General features: G+C 64.1%; 17 protein-coding genes and 1 tRNA gene. 11 read left to right on the top strand and 7 right to left on the bottom strand.

The window, feature by feature from the left end:
- Positions 1-12 precede the first annotated feature (12 nt).
- Positions 13-438, bottom strand: coding sequence for an acyl-CoA thioesterase (locus NSO95_RS04070; protein ID WP_257594881.1), 426 nt, complete (start codon positions 436-438; stop codon positions 13-15).
- A gap of 185 nt (positions 439-623) precedes the next feature.
- Between NSO95_RS04070 and NSO95_RS04065 the strand changes: the two genes are divergently transcribed.
- The 10 genes from NSO95_RS04065 (at position 624) to NSO95_RS04020 (ending at position 6,875) form a co-directional block, all read left to right on the top strand.
- Positions 624-1,058 (top strand): hypothetical protein, encoded by a 435-nt coding sequence (locus NSO95_RS04065; RefSeq protein ID WP_257594880.1) that lies wholly within the window; start codon positions 624-626, stop codon positions 1,056-1,058.
- An 82-nt stretch (positions 1,059-1,140) separates the two neighbouring features.
- Positions 1,141-2,574, top strand: coding sequence for a 3-isopropylmalate dehydratase large subunit (gene leuC, locus NSO95_RS04060; RefSeq protein WP_257594879.1), 1,434 nt, complete (start codon positions 1,141-1,143; stop codon positions 2,572-2,574).
- A gap of 41 nt (positions 2,575-2,615) precedes the next feature.
- Positions 2,616-2,768, top strand: a complete 153-nt coding sequence (locus tag NSO95_RS04055) for an isopropylmalate isomerase (RefSeq protein WP_257594878.1) — start codon at positions 2,616-2,618, stop codon at positions 2,766-2,768.
- Positions 2,768-3,373, top strand: coding sequence for a 3-isopropylmalate dehydratase small subunit (gene leuD / locus NSO95_RS04050; protein ID WP_257594877.1), 606 nt, complete (start codon positions 2,768-2,770; stop codon positions 3,371-3,373). The genes NSO95_RS04055 and leuD overlap by 1 nt, the downstream gene beginning before the upstream one ends.
- The gene (locus NSO95_RS04045) at positions 3,370-4,368 is read left to right on the top strand and encodes an NADPH:quinone oxidoreductase family protein (protein ID WP_257594876.1); all 999 of its coding nucleotides are present in this window, start codon (positions 3,370-3,372) and stop codon (positions 4,366-4,368) included. Before leuD ends, NSO95_RS04045 begins: the two co-directional genes overlap by 4 nt.
- Positions 4,369-4,374: 6 nt before the next feature.
- Positions 4,375-4,839 (top strand): cytochrome c, encoded by a 465-nt coding sequence (locus NSO95_RS04040; RefSeq protein WP_257594875.1) that lies wholly within the window; start codon positions 4,375-4,377, stop codon positions 4,837-4,839.
- Positions 4,840-4,873: 34 nt separating this feature from the next.
- On the top strand, positions 4,874-5,197 hold the full coding sequence (locus NSO95_RS04035; protein ID WP_257594874.1) for a DUF1476 domain-containing protein: 324 nt from the start codon (positions 4,874-4,876) through the stop codon (positions 5,195-5,197).
- Between the two features lie 4 nt (positions 5,198-5,201).
- Entirely contained in the window at positions 5,202-5,444 is a 243-nt protein-coding gene (locus tag NSO95_RS04030; RefSeq protein ID WP_257594873.1) for a BolA family transcriptional regulator, read from the top strand.
- Between the two features lie 25 nt (positions 5,445-5,469).
- Positions 5,470-5,799, top strand: coding sequence for a Grx4 family monothiol glutaredoxin (gene grxD / locus NSO95_RS04025; protein ID WP_257594872.1), 330 nt, complete (start codon positions 5,470-5,472; stop codon positions 5,797-5,799).
- Positions 5,800-6,083: 284 nt separating this feature from the next.
- Complete coding sequence (locus NSO95_RS04020; RefSeq protein WP_257594871.1) at positions 6,084-6,875, top strand: NUDIX hydrolase; 792 nt, start codon at positions 6,084-6,086, stop codon at positions 6,873-6,875.
- 8 nt (positions 6,876-6,883) lie between these two features.
- Here the strand turns inward: NSO95_RS04020 and NSO95_RS04015 are convergent.
- Positions 6,884-6,960: transfer RNA gene (locus NSO95_RS04015), tRNA-Arg, on the bottom strand.
- Between the two features lie 60 nt (positions 6,961-7,020).
- On the opposite strand from NSO95_RS04015, the gene NSO95_RS04010 reads away from it, so the two are divergent.
- Positions 7,021-7,779, top strand: coding sequence for a queuosine precursor transporter (locus NSO95_RS04010; protein WP_257594870.1), 759 nt, complete (start codon positions 7,021-7,023; stop codon positions 7,777-7,779).
- A gap of 230 nt (positions 7,780-8,009) precedes the next feature.
- On the opposite strand, the gene NSO95_RS04005 is transcribed toward NSO95_RS04010, so the two are convergent.
- The 5 genes from NSO95_RS04005 to NSO95_RS03985 form a co-directional block, all read right to left on the bottom strand.
- The gene (locus NSO95_RS04005; RefSeq protein WP_257594869.1) at positions 8,010-10,883 is read right to left on the bottom strand and encodes a TonB-dependent receptor; all 2,874 of its coding nucleotides are present in this window, start codon (positions 10,881-10,883) and stop codon (positions 8,010-8,012) included.
- 135 nt (positions 10,884-11,018) lie between these two features.
- Entirely contained in the window at positions 11,019-12,560 is a 1,542-nt protein-coding gene (locus NSO95_RS04000; protein WP_257594868.1) for a Ppx/GppA family phosphatase, read from the bottom strand.
- Positions 12,560-14,716, bottom strand: a complete 2,157-nt coding sequence (locus NSO95_RS03995; protein WP_257594867.1) for an RNA degradosome polyphosphate kinase — start codon at positions 14,714-14,716, stop codon at positions 12,560-12,562. The genes NSO95_RS04000 and NSO95_RS03995 overlap by 1 nt, the downstream gene beginning before the upstream one ends.
- Positions 14,717-14,849: 133 nt before the next feature.
- Positions 14,850-15,848 carry a P-type DNA transfer ATPase VirB11 gene (gene virB11, locus NSO95_RS03990; RefSeq protein ID WP_257594866.1) on the bottom strand — a complete coding sequence of 333 codons (999 nt, stop codon included), beginning with the start codon at positions 15,846-15,848 and terminating at the stop codon, positions 14,850-14,852.
- Positions 15,849-15,861: 13 nt separating this feature from the next.
- Complete coding sequence (locus NSO95_RS03985; RefSeq protein WP_257594865.1) at positions 15,862-17,004, bottom strand: TrbI/VirB10 family protein; 1,143 nt, start codon at positions 17,002-17,004, stop codon at positions 15,862-15,864.
- Positions 17,005-17,019 lie beyond the last annotated feature (15 nt).

Below are 17,019 nucleotides of genomic sequence, written 5' to 3'. Positions count from 1 at the left end.
AAGCCGAAGCCGCTACGATCCGGTGTAGCGTTCCTGGCTGCGCGGGAGGCCGAAATACTTTTCCGCTACATCGCGGCTGATGCGCGCGGGGCGCAGGCTTTCGGCATCGATGCAGCACCACATGCTCTTGACCTCGGCCAGCACATCCTCGCCGCGGCGGATCACCGTGTTGTAGAAGCTGCGCGCACCGGCGATCTTTTCCAGTACGGTTTCGGCGATCACGTCGTCATGGAGGAAAGCCGGGCGGCGATAGGTGATCTCGTGCTTGAGCGCGACCCAGGCCTTGCTGGCGACCTCTTCCGCCGGGGCAAGCTTGTTCCAGTGCGCGAGGACGACATCCTGCACCCAGCCGAGATAGCGCGCATTGTTCACATGGCCCATGAAGTCGATATCTTCGGGCAGGACACGGATGGGGAATGCGAAGGGTTTTGCTGACATGCCTGTAAGTTAGGCACAGCTTGCTTACGATTCCATGACTAAATCGCGAGGGCGTCCCTTCCCGCTCCCCTGTTACCCAAAAGACCCGGTTTCGCCTTCCTGTCATCAATCCGACCGCGCCATTCGCGTGTCGTTCATAAAAGAAGGCTATTTTATGAACAGGTGGACGAAGAAAGGACCGAATCATGACTACCAAGTTCAAGCTCATCGCCGCCAGCCTCGCTGCCCCGCTGGCAATCGGGCTCGCTGCCCCGACCGTTGCTGCGGCCCCGCAGGGCGGGTGGGACCGGCACGATTCGCGGGATTACCGCGACTACCGTGGCGATCATCGGCGCGACCAGGCTCGCGGCGTCGAGCGCAAGCTCGAGCAGCTCCGCCGGGATGTTCGCAGCGCGCAGCGCAGCGGAGAACTCACCCGCAACGAGGCGTGGTCGCTGCGCAACCGCCTCGACGCTGCCGAGCGTGCCTATGCCGCCTTTGCCCGCAACGGACTTGATCGCGGCGATATCCGCGCAGTGAACTGGCGGATCGATCAGGCTTACGACGCGCTGCGCCTCGCCACCTTCAACAACGCGTCGCGTTACAATCGTCAGGGCTATCGCGGCGCAAGCCGCTGGTAGTTGCAACCGGATAGCCCGATAGCGAGCGGGCGCAAGTTTTCCTCGCTTGTCCCTCGGGGGCGGTCGGCCTAGCCCACAAGCCATGGCCAGCCGCCCCCGAACTCTTTACGAAAAAATCTGGGATGCCCACGTCGTCGAAACGCGCGACGACGGCACCAGCATCCTGTTCATCGACCGGCATCTGGTCCACGAAGTGACCAGCCCGCAGGCTTTCGAGGCGCTGCGGCTGGCAGGGCGCAAGGTCCGCCGCCCGGAACTCACTCTGGCGGTGCCCGACCACAATTTGCCGACCACTGCCCGCCTCGACGCGGCTGGCAAGCGCATTCCCATCGCCGACCCGCAAAGCGCGGCGCAGCTCGAAGCACTGGAGGCGAACGCCCCCGCCTTCGGCATCCGTTACATCGAAGCCACCGCCATGGCGCAGGGCATTGTCCATGTCGTCGGGCCCGAGCAGGGCTTCTCGCTCCCCGGTTCGACCATTGTCTGCGGCGACAGCCACACCGCCGCGCATGGCGGGATCGGCGCGCTTGCGTTCGGCATCGGCACCAGCGAGGTGGAGCATGTGCTGGCGACGCAGACGCTCCAGCTCAAGCGGTCGAAGACGATGGAGGTGCGGGTCGACGGCGCGCTCGGTCCGGGTGTCACCGCCAAGGACCTGATCCTGCATATCATCGGTGAGATCGGCACGGCGGGCGGCAACGGCCATGTGATCGAGTATCGCGGCGCAGTGTTCGAGGCGATGAGCGTCGAGGCCCGGCTGACGGTCTGCAACATGAGCATCGAGGCTGGCGCGCGTGCAGGCCTTATCGCGCCCGACGAAACGGTGTTCCGCTATCTCAAGGGTCGCCCCTACGCGCCCAAGGGCGGCGATTGGGAGCGCGCGGTCGCATGGTGGAAGACGCTCCACACCGATGACAGCGCCACATTCGACAAGACGGTGCGGATCGATGCCTCGCAAGTCGAGCCGACCGTAACCTGGGGCACCAGCCCGGAGGATACCGTCGCTATCGGCGGTGTCGTCCCCGCGCCCGAAAGCTTCGCCGACCCGTCCAAGCAGGAGGCCGTCCGCAAGAGCCTCGACTATATGGGGCTGGCTCCCGGCACCCGGATGCAGGACATCGCGGTCGAGAACATCTTCATCGGCAGCTGCACCAACAGCCGGATCGAGGATCTGCGCGCAGCAGCCGCCGTTCTGAAAGGGCGCAAGAAGGCGGATAGCGTCAAATGGGCGATCGTGGTCCCCGGCTCCGGTCTGGTGAAAGCGCAGGCGGAAGAAGAGGGGCTGGACCGGATTTTCACGGACGCCGGATTCGAATGGCGCGAACCGGGCTGCTCGGCCTGTCTCGGGATGAATCCCGACAAGGTCCCGCCGGGCGAACGCTGCGCCTCGACCAGCAACCGCAATTTCGTCGGTCGCCAGGGTCCGGGTTCGAGGACGCACCTCGTCTCGCCCGCGATGGCGGCGGCGGCGGCGGTGACCGGAAAACTCTCCGATGTCCGTGAACTGGTCGGCTGACCGGTCTTGTCACCGACGTTTTCGCACCCCATGAGAAGGTCATGACCAAGAAAATATCCGGAAAGGCTGCCATGGCGGCTGGTGCGATTGGCTCGGCAGCGATTGCTGCGGCCCTGCTCTATGCCTCGAAGCGCAAGGAGAGGAAGGAGCGGACCCCCGCTCCGCCCAGCGGTGAGCCGCCCGAAACCGATTGATGGACTGCGTTTCGACCATCGAAGGCCGCGCCATTCCGTTTGGCGCAAAAAACGTCGACACCGACGTGATCATCCCCGCGCATTGGTTGAAGACGATCAGCCGCGAGGGGCTCGGCCAGGGCGCATTTGAAACGGTGCGGGCGGAGCCGGGCAATGTGTTCGACGACCCCGCCTATGCCGGCGCACCGATCCTCATCGCGGGCGACAATTTCGGCTGCGGGTCGAGCCGCGAGCACGCGGCATGGGCGCTGCTCGATCTCGGCATTGCGGCGGTCATCGCGCCCAGCTTTTCCGACATCTTCAGCGGCAATGCGTTCAAGAACGGCATCCTGACCGTCGAGCTTCCGCAGGAACAGATCGACCGGCTGCTGGACGTTGCCTCGACCGATCCGATTGCGATCGACCTCGACAGCCAGACCGTCACCACCCCGTTCCAGGATCGCTTCGCGTTCGAGGTCGATCCTTTTCGCAAGCATTGCCTGCTGAACGGGCTCGACGAGGTCGGTCTCACGCTCGAGCGCGACGGCGCGATCGCCGAATACGAAGCCCGCCATGCGCACGACATGCCATGGCTGGCCAGAGGAACACTGGAGAGAACTGCATGAAAGCCCTGCGCACCCACGCCACCGGCGGCCCCGAAACACTGACGCTCGACGAAGTCGATACGCCGACACCCGGAAAGGGCGAAGTGCTGGTGGCGGTGAAGGCCTGCGCGATCAATTTTCCCGACACGCTGATCATCCGCGACCTCTACCAGTTCAAGCCCGAACGTCCCTTTGCACCGGGTGGCGAGATTGCCGGGGTGGTCGAGGCGGTCGGCGACGACGTGACCGCGTTCAAGGTGGGCGACAAGGTGCTGGCCGGGATCGGCAATGGCGGTTTGGCCGAAAAGGTGGTGGTCAACGCCGGGCGGATGTTCCCGGTGCCGGACGGCGTATCGTTCGAGAAAGCCGCCTCACTGCTGATGACCTATGGCACGACGATCCACGGGCTGAAGGATCGCGGCCATATCAAGGCGGGCGACACCGTGCTGGTGCTCGGCGCGGCAGGCGGTGTGGGCCTGTCCGCCGTCGAACTCGCCAAGGCGTTCGGCGCGCGCGTGGTCGCCGCCGTTTCGTCGGCGGAAAAGGGCGAGGTCGCCCGCACGGCCGGGGCGGACGAGGTCGTGGTCTATCCCAAGGGCGAAATGGACAAGGACGCTTCGAAGGAACTCGCCAATGCCTTCAAGGCAGCCTGCGGGCCGGAAGGCGCGAACATCGTCTACGATATCGTCGGCGGGCAATATTCCGAACCGGCGCTGCGATCGATCGCGTGGGAAGGCAAGTTCCTGGTGGTCGGCTTCCCGGCGGGCATTGCAAAGATGCCGCTCAACCTGACCCTGCTCAAGAGTTGCGACATCGCGGGGGTGTTCTGGGGCGCCTTCACCGCGCGCGAACCGGTGAAGTTCCGCCAGCAGGTGGAAGAACTGTTCGAGCTGATGAAGGCGGGCAAGATCGACCCGCTGGTGTCCGAAACCTTCCCGCTCGAACGCGGCGGCGATGCGATCGCGAAGCTCGAAAGCCGCGAGGCGGTGGGCAAGCTCGTCGTCACGATGGAGTAGGACATCATGCGCAAATTTGTTCCGGCATTCGCCCTTGCTGCACTGTCGCTGGCCACCGGCTCGCAGCTGGTGCTTGCCCATGAAGACCATGTTGTGACCCACGACCCTCTCGTCGAAGCTCGCAAGGGCGGCATGACCATGATGGTGCCAACGCTCACCGCTGTCGGGCGCGCAGCCGAAGGCGAAGGCTCGGTCGCCCGCGCAGCCTTCCCGGCCAGCGGTCTCGCTTCCTTTGCCCGGTCGCTCCCTGCCCTGTTCGGCCCCGATACCGATGGAACCACAGGCAGCGCGGCGCTTCCCGCCATCTGGGAAGACGAGGCTGGTTTCGCCGCGCAGGTCGCCGAGTTCCAGTCCGCGACTGCAGCGCTCGAGGCTGCGGCCCGCGCCGACGACCGCGAAAGCTTCACCGCAGCCCTTGATAGAACCAAGGCCTCGTGCCAATCGTGCCACGAGGCTTACCGCGCCGAATGAGGCGGAGCACAACGATCATTCAAGGGACCGCATAATGACCGATTTCAAGGACCGCGAACGCGCCGAAGAGGCCAAGTTTGCGATGGACGAAGACACCGCCTTCCGCGTCGCCGCGCGGCGCAACCGGCTGCTCGGCCAGTGGGCCGCCGAGAAGATGGCGCTCACCCCCGAGGAAGCCGACGCCTATGGCAAGGCGGTGGTCCAGGCCGATTTCGAGGAAGCGGGTGACGAGGATGTGATTCGCAAGGTCCTCGGCGACCTGACCGCTGCCGGGGTCGAGGTCGACGAGGCCGGTGTGCGCGCCGCGCTGGAAGAGAAATCTATCGAGGCACGCCGCCAGCTGATGGGCGGGGTCTGACCCGGTGCCGATGGCGGCTGAGGACATCGTCGGCATGATTACGGCCGCCCTGCCCGGCGCCGAAGTCGAAATGCGCGATCTGGCGGGCGACAACGATCACTGGGCGGCCAAGGTCACCGCGCCGCAGTTTGCCGGCAAGAGCCGCGTGCAGCAGCACAAGATGGTTTACGACGCGCTCGGCGGGAACATGGGCGGGGTGCTGCACGCCTTGCAACTGACCACCCAAGTTCCCACTTCCGAAGCGTAAAGCGAAATACCAGGCGGGAAAATCCATGTCCGATACCAACCAGCGCATCTCCGATATCGTCGGCAGCAACGACGTCGTCCTGTTCATGAAGGGAACCCCGTTGTTCCCGCAATGCGGCTTTTCGAGCCGTGCTATTGCGATCCTCGACCACTGCGGCGTGGCCTATGAGGGCATCGACGTGCTGCAGGACATGGAAATCCGCCAGGGGATCAAGGCGTTCTCCGACTGGCCGACGATCCCCCAGCTCTATGTGAAGGGCGAATTTATCGGCGGCAGCGACATCATGATGGAAATGTTCGAGGCCGGCGAACTACAGGAACTGATGACCGAGAAGGAAGTCGCCAAGGCGAGCTGACAGTCTGACTCCATGAGGCGAAGAAAGAATGGCCCGGTTCGTTACTGAACGAACCGGGCCTTCTTTTTCGGGTCGGAGCAACCGGGAGACCAGTGGTTGCGCCTGTTATCGAGGACCAATCGATATGCCGGATACTATGCACCGCGCGTGCCAGTTTTGCGAGATCACGCGATTCCGCGGGTTGCATTGGTTAACGGCGTCTCCGGCCACCGCCCCATTGTAAAGCGAGCCGACATCCCCGAACCGTCTTGGCAAAGCAGGCGGGCTGGGCCACACAAGCTTGCATGGCACCACAGAACAGCGAGCCCGAATCCGGCAGCGAGGGCATTCCGGCAGCAACCGTCGTCGTGTTCCGCAACGCCGCTGACGGTGGCCCGCCCGAGCTGTTGATGGTGACACGCTCGCGCAACATGACCTTTGCCGGCGGCGCGGCGGTATTCCCCGGTGGCCGCGTCGATCCTGCGGACTACGAGCTGGCGCAGAATATCGATAGCCTTCTCGACCGCGACGAGATTGCCCATCGCATCGCGGCAATCCGCGAAACACTCGAAGAGACCGGGCTCGCGATCGGTTTGCGGGGCCGGATCGATGCGGAGTCGGCGCGAAAGGCGCGCGGATTGCTCTTGGAAGCCACCACCCTGGCCCCGGTGCTGCGCGCGATGGACTGGACGCTCGACATCGATGCGGTGCTGCCCTTCGCCCGCTGGTTCCCCAGGAACGAACGCATTCCGCGGGTCTTCGATACGCGCTTCTACCTTGCCGATCTCGGCACTGGCGCGGTCGACATCACGGTCGACCGGACGGAGAATACCAAGCTCTACTGGATCACGGCGCAGGGCGCGCTCGATGCGGCTGCAGCGGGTGAATTGTCGATCATCTACCCCACCCGCCGCAATCTGGAACGCCTCGCACAGTTCGCCAGCTTCGCCGACGCGGCAGCCGATTGCGGTCGCTTTCCGGTCCAGACGATTACGCCTTTTCTCTCGGTCGAGGGCGAGCAGCAGTGGCTGCGCATCCCCGGCGACGCGGGCTATCCGGTGACGGGTGAGCCGCTGGACAACGTGATGCGCGGCTGAAAAAGGGTTGGCGCGCCCGGCAGGACTCGAACCTGCTGCCTCAAGATTAGAAGTCTCGCGCTCTATCCAGATGAGCTACGGGCGCGCGCCGGTGCGGCAATAGCCCGCTTTTCGCGGCGCGCAAATGGCGATAGGTGCGCGTTCTATGGATACGAACCTGGACCGGGTGGAAACCACCGCGCACGAGCATCGCAGCTTCCGCCACTTCGACATCGTGATGGCGGCGTTCGTCGCGATTCTGTTGCTGTCGAACGTGATCGGAGCGGCCAAGCTGTCATCCATCGAAGTCCCCTGGTGGCCCGTGGGCTGGTGGCCAGCAGCCGACGGCAGCTTCATCTTCGGCGCAGGCATCCTGTTCTTCCCGGTCAGCTACGTGATCGGCGACATTCTGACCGAAGTCTACGGCTACCAGCGCGCGCGCCGTTGCATCTGGGTCGGCTTCGGGGCGATGATCTTCATGGCCTTCATGTCGTTCGTGGTGGTCGCCCTGCCCCCGGCGGACGGCTGGGAGGGTCAGGCCGCCTACGAGAGCGTGTTCGGCCAGGTCCCGCGCATCGTGCTGGCCTCGATTCTCGCCTTCTGGGCAGGCGAATTCGTCAACGCCTTCGTCCTCGCCAAGATGAAGATCTGGACCGCAGGGCGCGCGCTGTGGAGCCGCACCATCGGATCGACCGTCTTCGGGCAGGCAGTCGACAGCGCGATTTTCTATCCCGTCGCCTTCCTCGGCGTGTGGGAGACCGAGGCGGTGATCGCGGTGATGGTCGGCAACTGGGCGCTTAAGGTGCTGTGGGAAGTTGTCCTGACGCCGGTGACCTATCTCGTCGTCGGCAGGCTGAAACGGGCGGAAGGCGTGGACATCTACGACACGGGGACCGATTTCTCGCCCTTCGCCAAGGCGGGTTGAGGGCTGGCCAAATAGGCCACTTCGCATCGAGCGGAGATCGGCTGCCGCGTATCCTTCCTTTGTCCGATTCATGTCATTCCCGCGGAGGCGGGAATCCATGGAGCTCGATCTGCCCTGGATCCCCGCCTTCGCGGGGATGACAAGCGCAGGAGGATGTCAAGAAGCACAAGCGCCAAAGAAAAAGGCCGGGCGCGAAGCCCGGCCTTCCCCTCTCCCGTCCCTTTAGGGGATCAGAATTCGATGCCCACGGCCACGCCGTAACGGCGCGGATCGAGGGTGAAGATATTGGTGAACAGGCCCGAGGAAGCATCGGTGACGTAGAGACCCGTGGTCGAGTCGCTGTCGAAGATGTTCTGCACGAAGGCACGGGCATACCACTTGTTGTCAGGTCCGTTGAGCTGGATCTGCGCATTCGCCTGCACGAAGGGTGCAATCCGGTTGACGTTGCCGTTGAACACGTTGCCGAACTGTTCGCCGGTGAGTGCGACGTCGAACCGCGGCACAAGCGTCATCGCGTTGTCGAACTCATAGGTGTACTGCATGCCGAGCGAAGCTTTCAGCTCCGGTGCCTGCGGCAGCTTGTTGCCCTTCAGATTGACCTCGACACCCGGGCTCAGCACGCTGATGCCTGCAGGCGCATTGGCCTGAAGCACGCCGCAGATACCGAATGCACCGGTCGAGGCAATGTTGCCGTCGGCCGGGAACGCGGTCGGCCCGCGCAGGCCGAGACCGGCATTCACTGCTGTCACGAAGCCCGCCGTGACAGCCTGCGAAGGACCGGTCACCGCGCACAGCGCGCCGTTGGTAACGTCCTTGATGATGACGGCATTGGGATCGCCGCCACCCGGATCGCGCGGGTTGGAGAAGAACTGGTCACCCGCGACCTCTGCGTTGAGGTAGCTGAAGTTGATGTTGAACAGCCAGCGGTCGCTCGGCCGGATCAGCGATTCCAGTTCGAAGCCCCAGATGTTGGCGTCGATCGTGTCGTTGACCGAGGTCCGCGCGATGATGCGGCTCAGCTGCAGGTCCTTGTACTTGTAGTAGAAGGCCGTGGCGTTGAGCTGCAACATACCATTGGCGAAGGTGTTCTTCGAACCGATCTCGAACGCATCGATCGATTCCGATCCGAAGCTGTCCGGCACCGCGAAGATCGGCTGCAGCGGAGGGTTGATGCCGCCCGACTTGTAGCCCCGCGAATAGGAAGCATAGAGCAGGTTATCCGCTCCGATCTGCCAATCGAGCACCGCGCGTCCGGTGATCTCGTCGAAACCAACCGACCGGGTCTGAACAAGCTGGTTGCCCGGCGTGCCGGGATCGGCATCGAAACTGCCGACGAAGGGCGAGGCGAACGGATCGGTGTTGTTGCTGAACGGATTGAGGAAACTCGCCAGCGTCGAACGTGCGGTGATCGCCTTCTTGTCGTCGTTATAGCGCAGGCCCGCCGTCAGCTTGAGACTGTCGCTGATGTCGAAATAGACTTCACCGAAGATGCCGAAGCTCTCCAGCTTGAAGTCCTGCGTGTTGTTGCGGAAGAACGATGTGGCGAGATAGCTTGGTGGTAAGCCTTGGCCCAACGCGGTGAAAGTCCCCAGCACGCCGACAACGTAATCGATCGCGAAGGCGTTCACGTAGTAGCTGTTTTCGCTCACTTCGGATTCGGCGTAAATGCCGCCGAGCAGGAAGTTGAACGGGCCATCGAAATCGGACGAGATGATCAATTCGCCCGACCACGCCGTCTGATCCTGGTTGGACCGGTCAAACTGTGTGCCGTCCGGCGTACAGACCCGGAAGCCCTCATAAGCGCCGAGATTATCGAGCCGCGTATCGGAAACACACAGATCGTTGCCCGAGAACAGTGCATCGACGATCGGCTGGAAATAGACTCCGGTACCCGGTCCCGCTGCTCCCCCAGCGAAAGCGTTCAAGGTCCCGAAGGCAACCGCCGCATTGGGAATCTCGCCAACGCCGTTGTTGTAATCCTGCCGCGAGTCGACGGAAGTTTCCTGGTACATCCCCGACAGCGACACATTGATCGCACCGAAGCTGTGGTCGATCTGGCCAGACAGCTGAAGTTCGTCGGCGAAGTATTCCGGCGTGAATTGGGTATTCACACGCCGGACATCCGCCGGCTCCTGAAAGTTGGCGTAGGCATCGGGACCGTACAGGCTGTTCAGCCCGAAGCTGGAGGGAATTCCATTGATCGCCAGAAATTCCGATGAGCCGAGCGTGCCGGTGAAGGTCGAGTTGCCATTGAGTTTGTCGAAATCACGGCGGTTGTTGAGGCAACCGAGCACCCCGGTGGGATCGCGCTGGCACTGCTGCTTCTGGATGCGCATCCGGTTGTCGTCTTCGCGGAAGTAATAGGCCATCAGGTCGATGGTCGTATCCGGACCCGGCTCGAAGCGGAGCGAGCCGCGCACGGCGTACATTTCGCGGTCATCGATATCGTCGCCGTTGAACACATTGGTCGTATAGCCGTCGCGCTTGAGGTAGAAGCCGGCCACGCGCGCACCGATGGTTTCGCCGATGGGCACGTTGACCATGCCCTTCGCTTTCATGCTGTTGTAATTGCCGTATTCGAACTCGCCCTTGGCCGCAAAGCCGGACAGGTCGGGCTTCGCGCTGACGACGTTGACCACGCCCGACGTCGCGTTGCGCCCGAACAGCGTGCCCTGCGGACCGCGCAGCACTTCGATCCGTTCGAGGTCGAAATATTCGGTTTCGAACAGGCGCGTGCCGAACAGCGGGGCGGAGTTGAGGTGGATCGCCGTCGCGCTGTCGCAGCTCACGCCGACGCACAGGTCACCGATGCCGCGAATGGTGAAGCTCGACGAGGTGAAGTTGCTCTTGGTGAACGAGACGTTGGGCAGCGTCAGCTGGAGATCGCTCGCGTTTTCGATCTGCTGCGCCTCGAGCGATTCAGCGGTGAAGGCGCTGACCGCGATCGGCACTGCCTGCAGGCTTTCCGCCTGGCGCTGCGCGGTGACGACGATTTCACCGCCGCCAAATCTCGGGGTTGGGGTTTCCGTTTCATCCTGAGCGTAGGCTGGAACGGCAAGCAAAGTACCGGCCACGCCGGCAAGCAGGGTAGCTTTGACCCTCATAAGTCCTCTCCCATGTCACGACCGTCTGGTGCGGTCTGTGGACACGAAACTAGGCCAAACACAGGGCTTCTGGCAATAGGCTTGCGTCAGCAGCGCTTTCAAAGCGCGTTTAGTTTTCCAGCGGGGTGCTGCGGCCTATTTGGAGTAGGCGTCCAGCCGAACGGCACCAATGTTTTTGACGCTACGGAATTGAGGGGCCAGCCCCAGATGGCCGGCGAGAAGCTGGAGATCCTTCTCGTTGGGAATGCCGAACAGCGCCGCGTGACTTTCTTCGATCGACAGGACCAACTGCTGACTGTTTTCCACTTGGAGGCTACTGAGCTGGAACAGATTGCGCGATCTCGCTCCCAGTCGTCGGCACAGCCTGATCGCCAAACCCCAGCATGTCGCCGCTTCGAGAGCCTCGCTCGGTGCGAGGTCAGTAACTTCGCGCGGCAACTCGTCCCGGTTGGCATTGCCCGCGACCGCAGCGGCCAGCATCGCACGCTCGCTTGCGGTCACCGAAATCCAGCGCTTGTGCAGTGACCACTCGATTCCTTGTGCGACGCGCAGGTTGGGTTCGATCTGCATCGATGCGAGCGCCAGCATTGTCGCCGCCAGCCGCAGGCGTTCGCTGCCGTAGGAACCCTTCGGCACGACATCGGCGGTCCATCCCGCCACCCGCGCCGCGAGCACTGGCGGGCAACCGCGCAAAGTGGCGAATTCGCCGACTCCGGCTAGGAGCGGATCTCGACGCTGCGCATCGACGTCGAGCCGCGAATAGATCAGCCCTTCGCGCAGCCCCCATGACGAGAACACTACCTCGCTCGGCTTGAGCCGATCGAGCAGGACGGACAGCAAAAGGGCCGCGACCGGGAGGTTTGCGGCACGCATCTCGGAGATACGCGGCTGCCCGCCAAGACCGGCGCCCTGGCTCCCGGAAATCTCTTGCGCGAGCCGGACCGCCTCCTCCCTCGAAAGTGTATATCCATGCGGATCGGTAAGAGGATAATGGCGTTGCTCCATGGCGAACACCGCCATTGCTCGCCAGGTGCCGCCGACAAGATAGAGCGGCGCACCGGGTGTGAAAGTGACGCCCGCCCGTTCGATCACCGCATCGATATTGGCCTGACTTTTGGCGGCGTCATCTCCGAGCAACTCGGTCAGTCGCAGGGTCCCGAGCGGCATGCTGGTCCCCGGCGCGGCGCGGTTGTCGGAAATTTGGACAAGTTCGAGACTGCCCCCGCCAAGATCGGCAACGATGCCTTTGGCACCGGGGAAAGCGCCGATCACGCCCAGGGCGCTCAATTCTGCCTCTTCCTCACCCGACAGCAGGCGCGGTGCGAGGCCGAGTGCGGCGACTTGAGCCAGGAATTCGGAACCGTTGACTGCCTCGCGCGAGGCGGCGGTTGCCACCACGTCGACCTGATCCACGTCAAGTTCGCTGAGCAGCAGGGCAAAACGCCGCAGCCCGCGCATCGCCAGGTCGATTGCTTCGTCGGCCAGCCGACCGGTTCGCCCGATCTCCCGCCCGAGCATCGCGGTAACCTTCTCGTTGAACAGGACCACGGGTGCGCGGGGCGATCCACCATAGAGCACAAGCCGGACGGTGTTCGATCCGATATCGATGATCGCCCGCTCGACCCGGTTGCCGGAGAAGGCGCCCTGCCGGTCGGCATGCCGGCGCGAAACGGCCATCAGACCGCGCCCTTGCGCAGCGCAAGTTTGGGAACCGCCCCGGCCTCGAGCGCCCCGCCCCGCCCGGACAGCGATGGATTGGTCATGAAATAACGGTGACAGTTGAACGGCTTGTCGCCCGGCTCCATTCGGGCATAGGCTCCATCAGGCTGCTGCTCCCAGCTCTGCTCGGTGTCGAGCAGATTGGCGAGCAGAACCTGTTGCAGCACCTGATCGTGCACCGTCTTGTTGCGCAACGGGACCATGACCTCGACCCGGCGGTCGAGATTGCGCGACATCGCATCGGCGGAGGTGATGTACACTTTGGTCTTGGCTGAAGGAATGTTCACCCCGTTGGCGAAGGCCCAGATCCGGCTGTGTTCGAGGAACCGGCCGATGATCGATTTCACGCGAATATTCTCCGACAGGCCCGGCACCCCGGCGCGCAGGCAACAGATGCCGCGGATCACCAGTTGCACCTCCACGCCCGCCTGTGAAGCGGCATAGAGACGATCGATCACCCCCTGGTCGGTCAGTGAATTGAGCTTGGCCCAGATTGCCGCAGGCTTGCCCGCCCGCGCATTCTCGATCTCCTTGTCGACCCGCTCGTAGATTTTCGCGCGCAGGCCGATCGGCGAAATCGCCAGCTGCCCCGTCTTGCGCGGCTCGACATAGCCGGTGACGAAATTGAACAGCCGCGCGGCATCGCGCCCCAGCTTCGCATCGGCGGTGAAATAGCTGAGATCGGTGTATATCTTGGTGGTGACCGGGTGGTAATTGCCGGTCCCGAAATGGCAGTAGGTGCGAAAGCGCGTTCCTTCGCGGCGCAGCACCAGCGAGACCTTGGCGTGGGTCTTCCAGTCGACGAAGCCGTAGATCACCTGCACGCCGGCCCGTTCCAGCTTCGATGCCCAGAGCAGGTTCTGCTCCTCGTCGAAGCGGGCTTTAAGCTCGACCACCGCGGTGACGGACTTGCCCGCTTCGGCTGCGGCGATCAGCGCGGTGATGACGCTCGACTGGTTGCCCGCGCGATAGAGCGTCTGCTTGATTGCCACCACATCGGGGTCCTTCGCCGCCTGGCGCAGGAAATCGACCACCACTTCGAAACTTTCGTAGGGGTGGTGGATGATGATGTCCTTCTCGCGGATCGCGGCGAAGCAGTCCCCGTCATGTTCCAGCACCCGTTCGGGATAGCGCGGGCTGTAGCTCGGGAACTTGAGATCGGGGCGGTCTTCGTCGACAATGTCCGACAGGCCTTTCGCGCCGATCAGACCGTCCGAGCGGATGATCGTCGTTTCGTCGGATGCAAGCTGGTCGAGCAGCACGGCCTCGGCAACCGGGTCGAAATCTTCCTCCAGTTCGAGCTGGATGACCTGCCCGCGCCGCCGGCGCTGGATCGCGCTGCGGAAAGTGCGCACGAGATCCTCGGCCTCTTCCTCGATCTCGATATCGCTGTCGCGCAAGACACGGAACGCGCCGTCGCCTTCGATCCTGAACCCCGGGAACATATGATCGGCAAAGCGGCAGATCAGCCGCTCCATGCTGATATAGACCGCCTTGTCGCCCGGCACGCGCACCCAGCGCGGAAGGGCGGAAGGCACCAGGACCATCTCCACGATCTGCGCCCCGTCCTTCTCGCGCGTTAGGGTGAACAGCAGGCCCAGGCCTTCATTGGCGACGAAGGGGAACGGATGCGCCGGATCGAGCGCCTGAGGGGTCAGCACCGGGACGATCTCGTCGAGGAAATAGTTCTTGAGCGCGGTGTATCTGGATGGCTCCACTCGCACATGGTCGGCAATCGTGATTCCGGCATCGCCCAACAGGCCGCGCAACTCGGTCCATGCCGCGCGTTGCCGCGTGTTGATTTCCAGCACTGCCTCGCGGATGGCGGCAATCTGTTGCGTCGGGCTTTGCCCGTCGATCGAGACGCGGTCGATGCCGCGCTGCACCTGCCCGACCAGCCCGGCCACCCGGATCATCATGAATTCGTCGAGATTGCTGCCCGAGATGGACAGAAACCTCAGCCGTTCGAGCAGTGGATAGCTTTCGTTGCGCGCTTCGGCCAGCACGCGGGTGTTGAACTCCAGCCAGCTCAGTTCGCGATTGATGTAGCGAGCCGCCGAATCTGCCGAATGCTCGTAGAATTCGTCGAGTGGTACCGCGATCTGGCTGCTCATGAGTCCCGCGCGGGCCGTGCCCGCATAGTCGTTGTCGTGGATGAAGGGTTCCCCGGTGATACGCGCCGCGCTCCGTGTAAATCGTCATCGCCTCGATGACACACAACGGTCGCACTCGCCAAGGGGCAAGTGTTCAGACCAGGTCGCGGCTGTCCGCTATCTGGGCAATCCCGCGCTTGCCCGACGCATCGCGGCCCAGCTGGACGATCACGTCGATCACCGAGGCGGCATAGGCGATCGTATCGGTCCGGGTGAGGCCGATCCCGGTCTGCATCACCATCAGCGACAATTGCTCCAGCGCGCCGCGCAGCGAATTGGCGTGGATGGTCGAGAAGCTGCCCGGATGCCCGGTGTTGATCGCGCGCAGGAATGATACCGATTCCGCGCCGCGCAATTCGCCCAGCACGATCCGGTCCGGGCGCAGCCGCAAGGCGGCCTGGAGCAATTCGTTCGAGGTCACCTTGGCTTCGCCCAGCTCGCCCTTCACCGCGACGAGGCCGACCCCGTTCTCGCCCGGCAGCCTGAGCTCAGGCGTGTCTTCGACCAGCACCACGCGCTCTTCACGCGGGATTTCGCCGAGCATGGCGTTGAGGAAGGTGGTCTTGCCGGTCGAGGTACCGCCCGAGATGAGGATCGTCCGGCGCTGGCGGATGGCCTCGCGCAGATAGGCAATCGGCTGCTGCTGGGCATCGGGCATCGGCGCGGAATTGGGCGGCGACAGCGGTCCGGCATCATAGGCGTCGAGCGGCAGGTCGAGCCGCCGGTGGCGGCGGATTGCCATCACCCAGTGCTTGCGCGCCGCAGGGGGCCCGCAGAACTGGACGCGCGCGCCATCCGGCAGGGTCGCTCCGAGCAGCGGATGCTCACGGTTGATCCCCTGGTGGCTGACCCGCGCGACCTGTTCCGCCAGCCGCTGCACCAGCTTGTCGTCGATGTCGGGCGTGACGATCTTTTGCATGCCCGGCGATGCGGCATCCTCGATCCAGACCTCGCCCGGGCGGTTGACCATGATTTCGGTCACCGTATCGCGGTCGAGCCAGCGGCGGAACGGCGCGAGATAGGCGTCGAGATAGACGCTGCGCTCCCCGGTCACCGGTTCGCCCTTGGGCAAGGAATGGATGTCGGCGCTCAAGGTCCGGGCTGCCTCAGTTGACCGACGAAAAGTCGAGGTCGCGCGCGGTAAAGACCCGCACCGGGGTGCCGACCGGTACACGAATGACGGGGCCGATCTGGCCATCCTGCTGGGCCGCGCTGGCTGCCGCCTGCCCGCCCCCGCCGAGAACGACCGAGGCGCCGCCGGTACCGATGGCGGACAGCCCGCCCACCACCGACAGCAGCATGGCCGACCCGAACCGCTGGAAGAAGCGCGAATCGACATCGCCCTTCAGCCCGGTGGTTCCGTCGAAGCCGACAGCGGGCGATTGCAGGCTGACCGAAGCGCCATCGGGTCGGATCAGGCGGTTCCAGATCACATAGGCGCGCTTCTGACCGTTCTGCACGCCCGACTGGTATTGCCCGATCAACCGGCTGCTGCGCGGGATCAGCACCTTGGTACCATCGAAACTGCGCACATCCTGGCTCACCACCGCGCGGACGAAGCCCGGCACGTCGGTGTCGATCGCGGTCTCGAGCACTGCCGGGATCAGCGTGCTCTGGGTGACCGTTGTCTGCGGGTTGACCATCGGGCGCGCTTGCGCGGTCGCGCCGCCCACCCCGCCGACGCGGCTGGCGAAGTCGGCCGCCGAATTGCCCGAGGCTGCTGCGGCAGCTGCCGGTTCGCCGGTGATCGCAGCGGCCGGCACAGCCAGCGCAGCGACCGGGGTTCCGCCGGCGTCGAACACCAGCGTCGGGGTCGAGTAGGGATTGGCCGCGGTCGCCGCATAAGCACCCGGGGCGGCAGCAAGGATCGGACTTGGTGCCGGATCCGACGGCGTATAGCCCTGCGCAGGGACCACAGCATTGCCGACCGGCTGCTGGATCGGGATTTGCGAGATCGGTGTAGCGGCTGCGGCCTGTTGCGGCACCTGCTGCGGCTGCACCGCCGCTGACTCACCGCCATCGCGCGCGCTGTTCATGCCCCAGAACGCCGCGAAACCGAGCAGCGCCACCACCGCCACCCCGGCGGCCAGCCCAAGGCCGTCGGACACGCCCTTGCGCTGGGTAACCGCGGGAAAGCTGTTGCGGTTGGCAAGGTCGGTAACATCCGGGCTCTGCACCTCGCGCGGATCGACATCGTTCGCGACGCCCGGGTGGGCGTTGCGGGCGGGAAGACGCATGGCTAGGCGCATGGTGCGCAATCCTCC

The sequence above is a fragment of the Parerythrobacter lacustris genome (genome assembly GCF_024626475.1).
Taxonomy (GTDB): Bacteria; Pseudomonadota; Alphaproteobacteria; order Sphingomonadales; family Sphingomonadaceae; genus Parerythrobacter_A; species Parerythrobacter_A lacustris.
This window is presented reverse-complemented; position numbering and strand designations above follow the sequence as displayed.

What these genes read in the sequence shown, in the direction of transcription:
- NSO95_RS04005 (WP_257594869.1), bottom strand. Translation starts at nt 10,883, where the DNA reads ATGAGGGTCAAAGCTACCCTGCTTGCCGGCGTGGCCGGTACTTTGCTT.
- NSO95_RS04020 (WP_257594871.1), top strand. Translation starts at nt 6,084, where the DNA reads ATGGCACCACAGAACAGCGAGCCCGAATCCGGCAGCGAGGGCATTCCG.
- NSO95_RS04000 (WP_257594868.1), bottom strand. Translation starts at nt 12,560, where the DNA reads ATGGCCGTTTCGCGCCGGCATGCCGACCGGCAGGGCGCCTTCTCCGGC.
- NSO95_RS04055 (WP_257594878.1), top strand. Translation starts at nt 2,616, where the DNA reads ATGACCAAGAAAATATCCGGAAAGGCTGCCATGGCGGCTGGTGCGATT.
- NSO95_RS04010 (WP_257594870.1), top strand. Translation starts at nt 7,021, where the DNA reads ATGGATACGAACCTGGACCGGGTGGAAACCACCGCGCACGAGCATCGC.
- NSO95_RS04035 (WP_257594874.1), top strand. Translation starts at nt 4,874, where the DNA reads ATGACCGATTTCAAGGACCGCGAACGCGCCGAAGAGGCCAAGTTTGCG.
- NSO95_RS04045 (WP_257594876.1), top strand. Translation starts at nt 3,370, where the DNA reads ATGAAAGCCCTGCGCACCCACGCCACCGGCGGCCCCGAAACACTGACG.
- leuD (WP_257594877.1), top strand. Translation starts at nt 2,768, where the DNA reads ATGGACTGCGTTTCGACCATCGAAGGCCGCGCCATTCCGTTTGGCGCA.
- NSO95_RS04040 (WP_257594875.1), top strand. Translation starts at nt 4,375, where the DNA reads ATGCGCAAATTTGTTCCGGCATTCGCCCTTGCTGCACTGTCGCTGGCC.
- NSO95_RS03995 (WP_257594867.1), bottom strand. Translation starts at nt 14,716, where the DNA reads ATGAGCAGCCAGATCGCGGTACCACTCGACGAATTCTACGAGCATTCG.
- NSO95_RS03985 (WP_257594865.1), bottom strand. Translation starts at nt 17,004, where the DNA reads ATGCGCCTAGCCATGCGTCTTCCCGCCCGCAACGCCCACCCGGGCGTC.
- NSO95_RS04070 (WP_257594881.1), bottom strand. Translation starts at nt 438, where the DNA reads ATGTCAGCAAAACCCTTCGCATTCCCCATCCGTGTCCTGCCCGAAGAT.
- leuC (WP_257594879.1), top strand. Translation starts at nt 1,141, where the DNA reads ATGGCCAGCCGCCCCCGAACTCTTTACGAAAAAATCTGGGATGCCCAC.
- grxD (WP_257594872.1), top strand. Translation starts at nt 5,470, where the DNA reads ATGTCCGATACCAACCAGCGCATCTCCGATATCGTCGGCAGCAACGAC.
- NSO95_RS04065 (WP_257594880.1), top strand. Translation starts at nt 624, where the DNA reads ATGACTACCAAGTTCAAGCTCATCGCCGCCAGCCTCGCTGCCCCGCTG.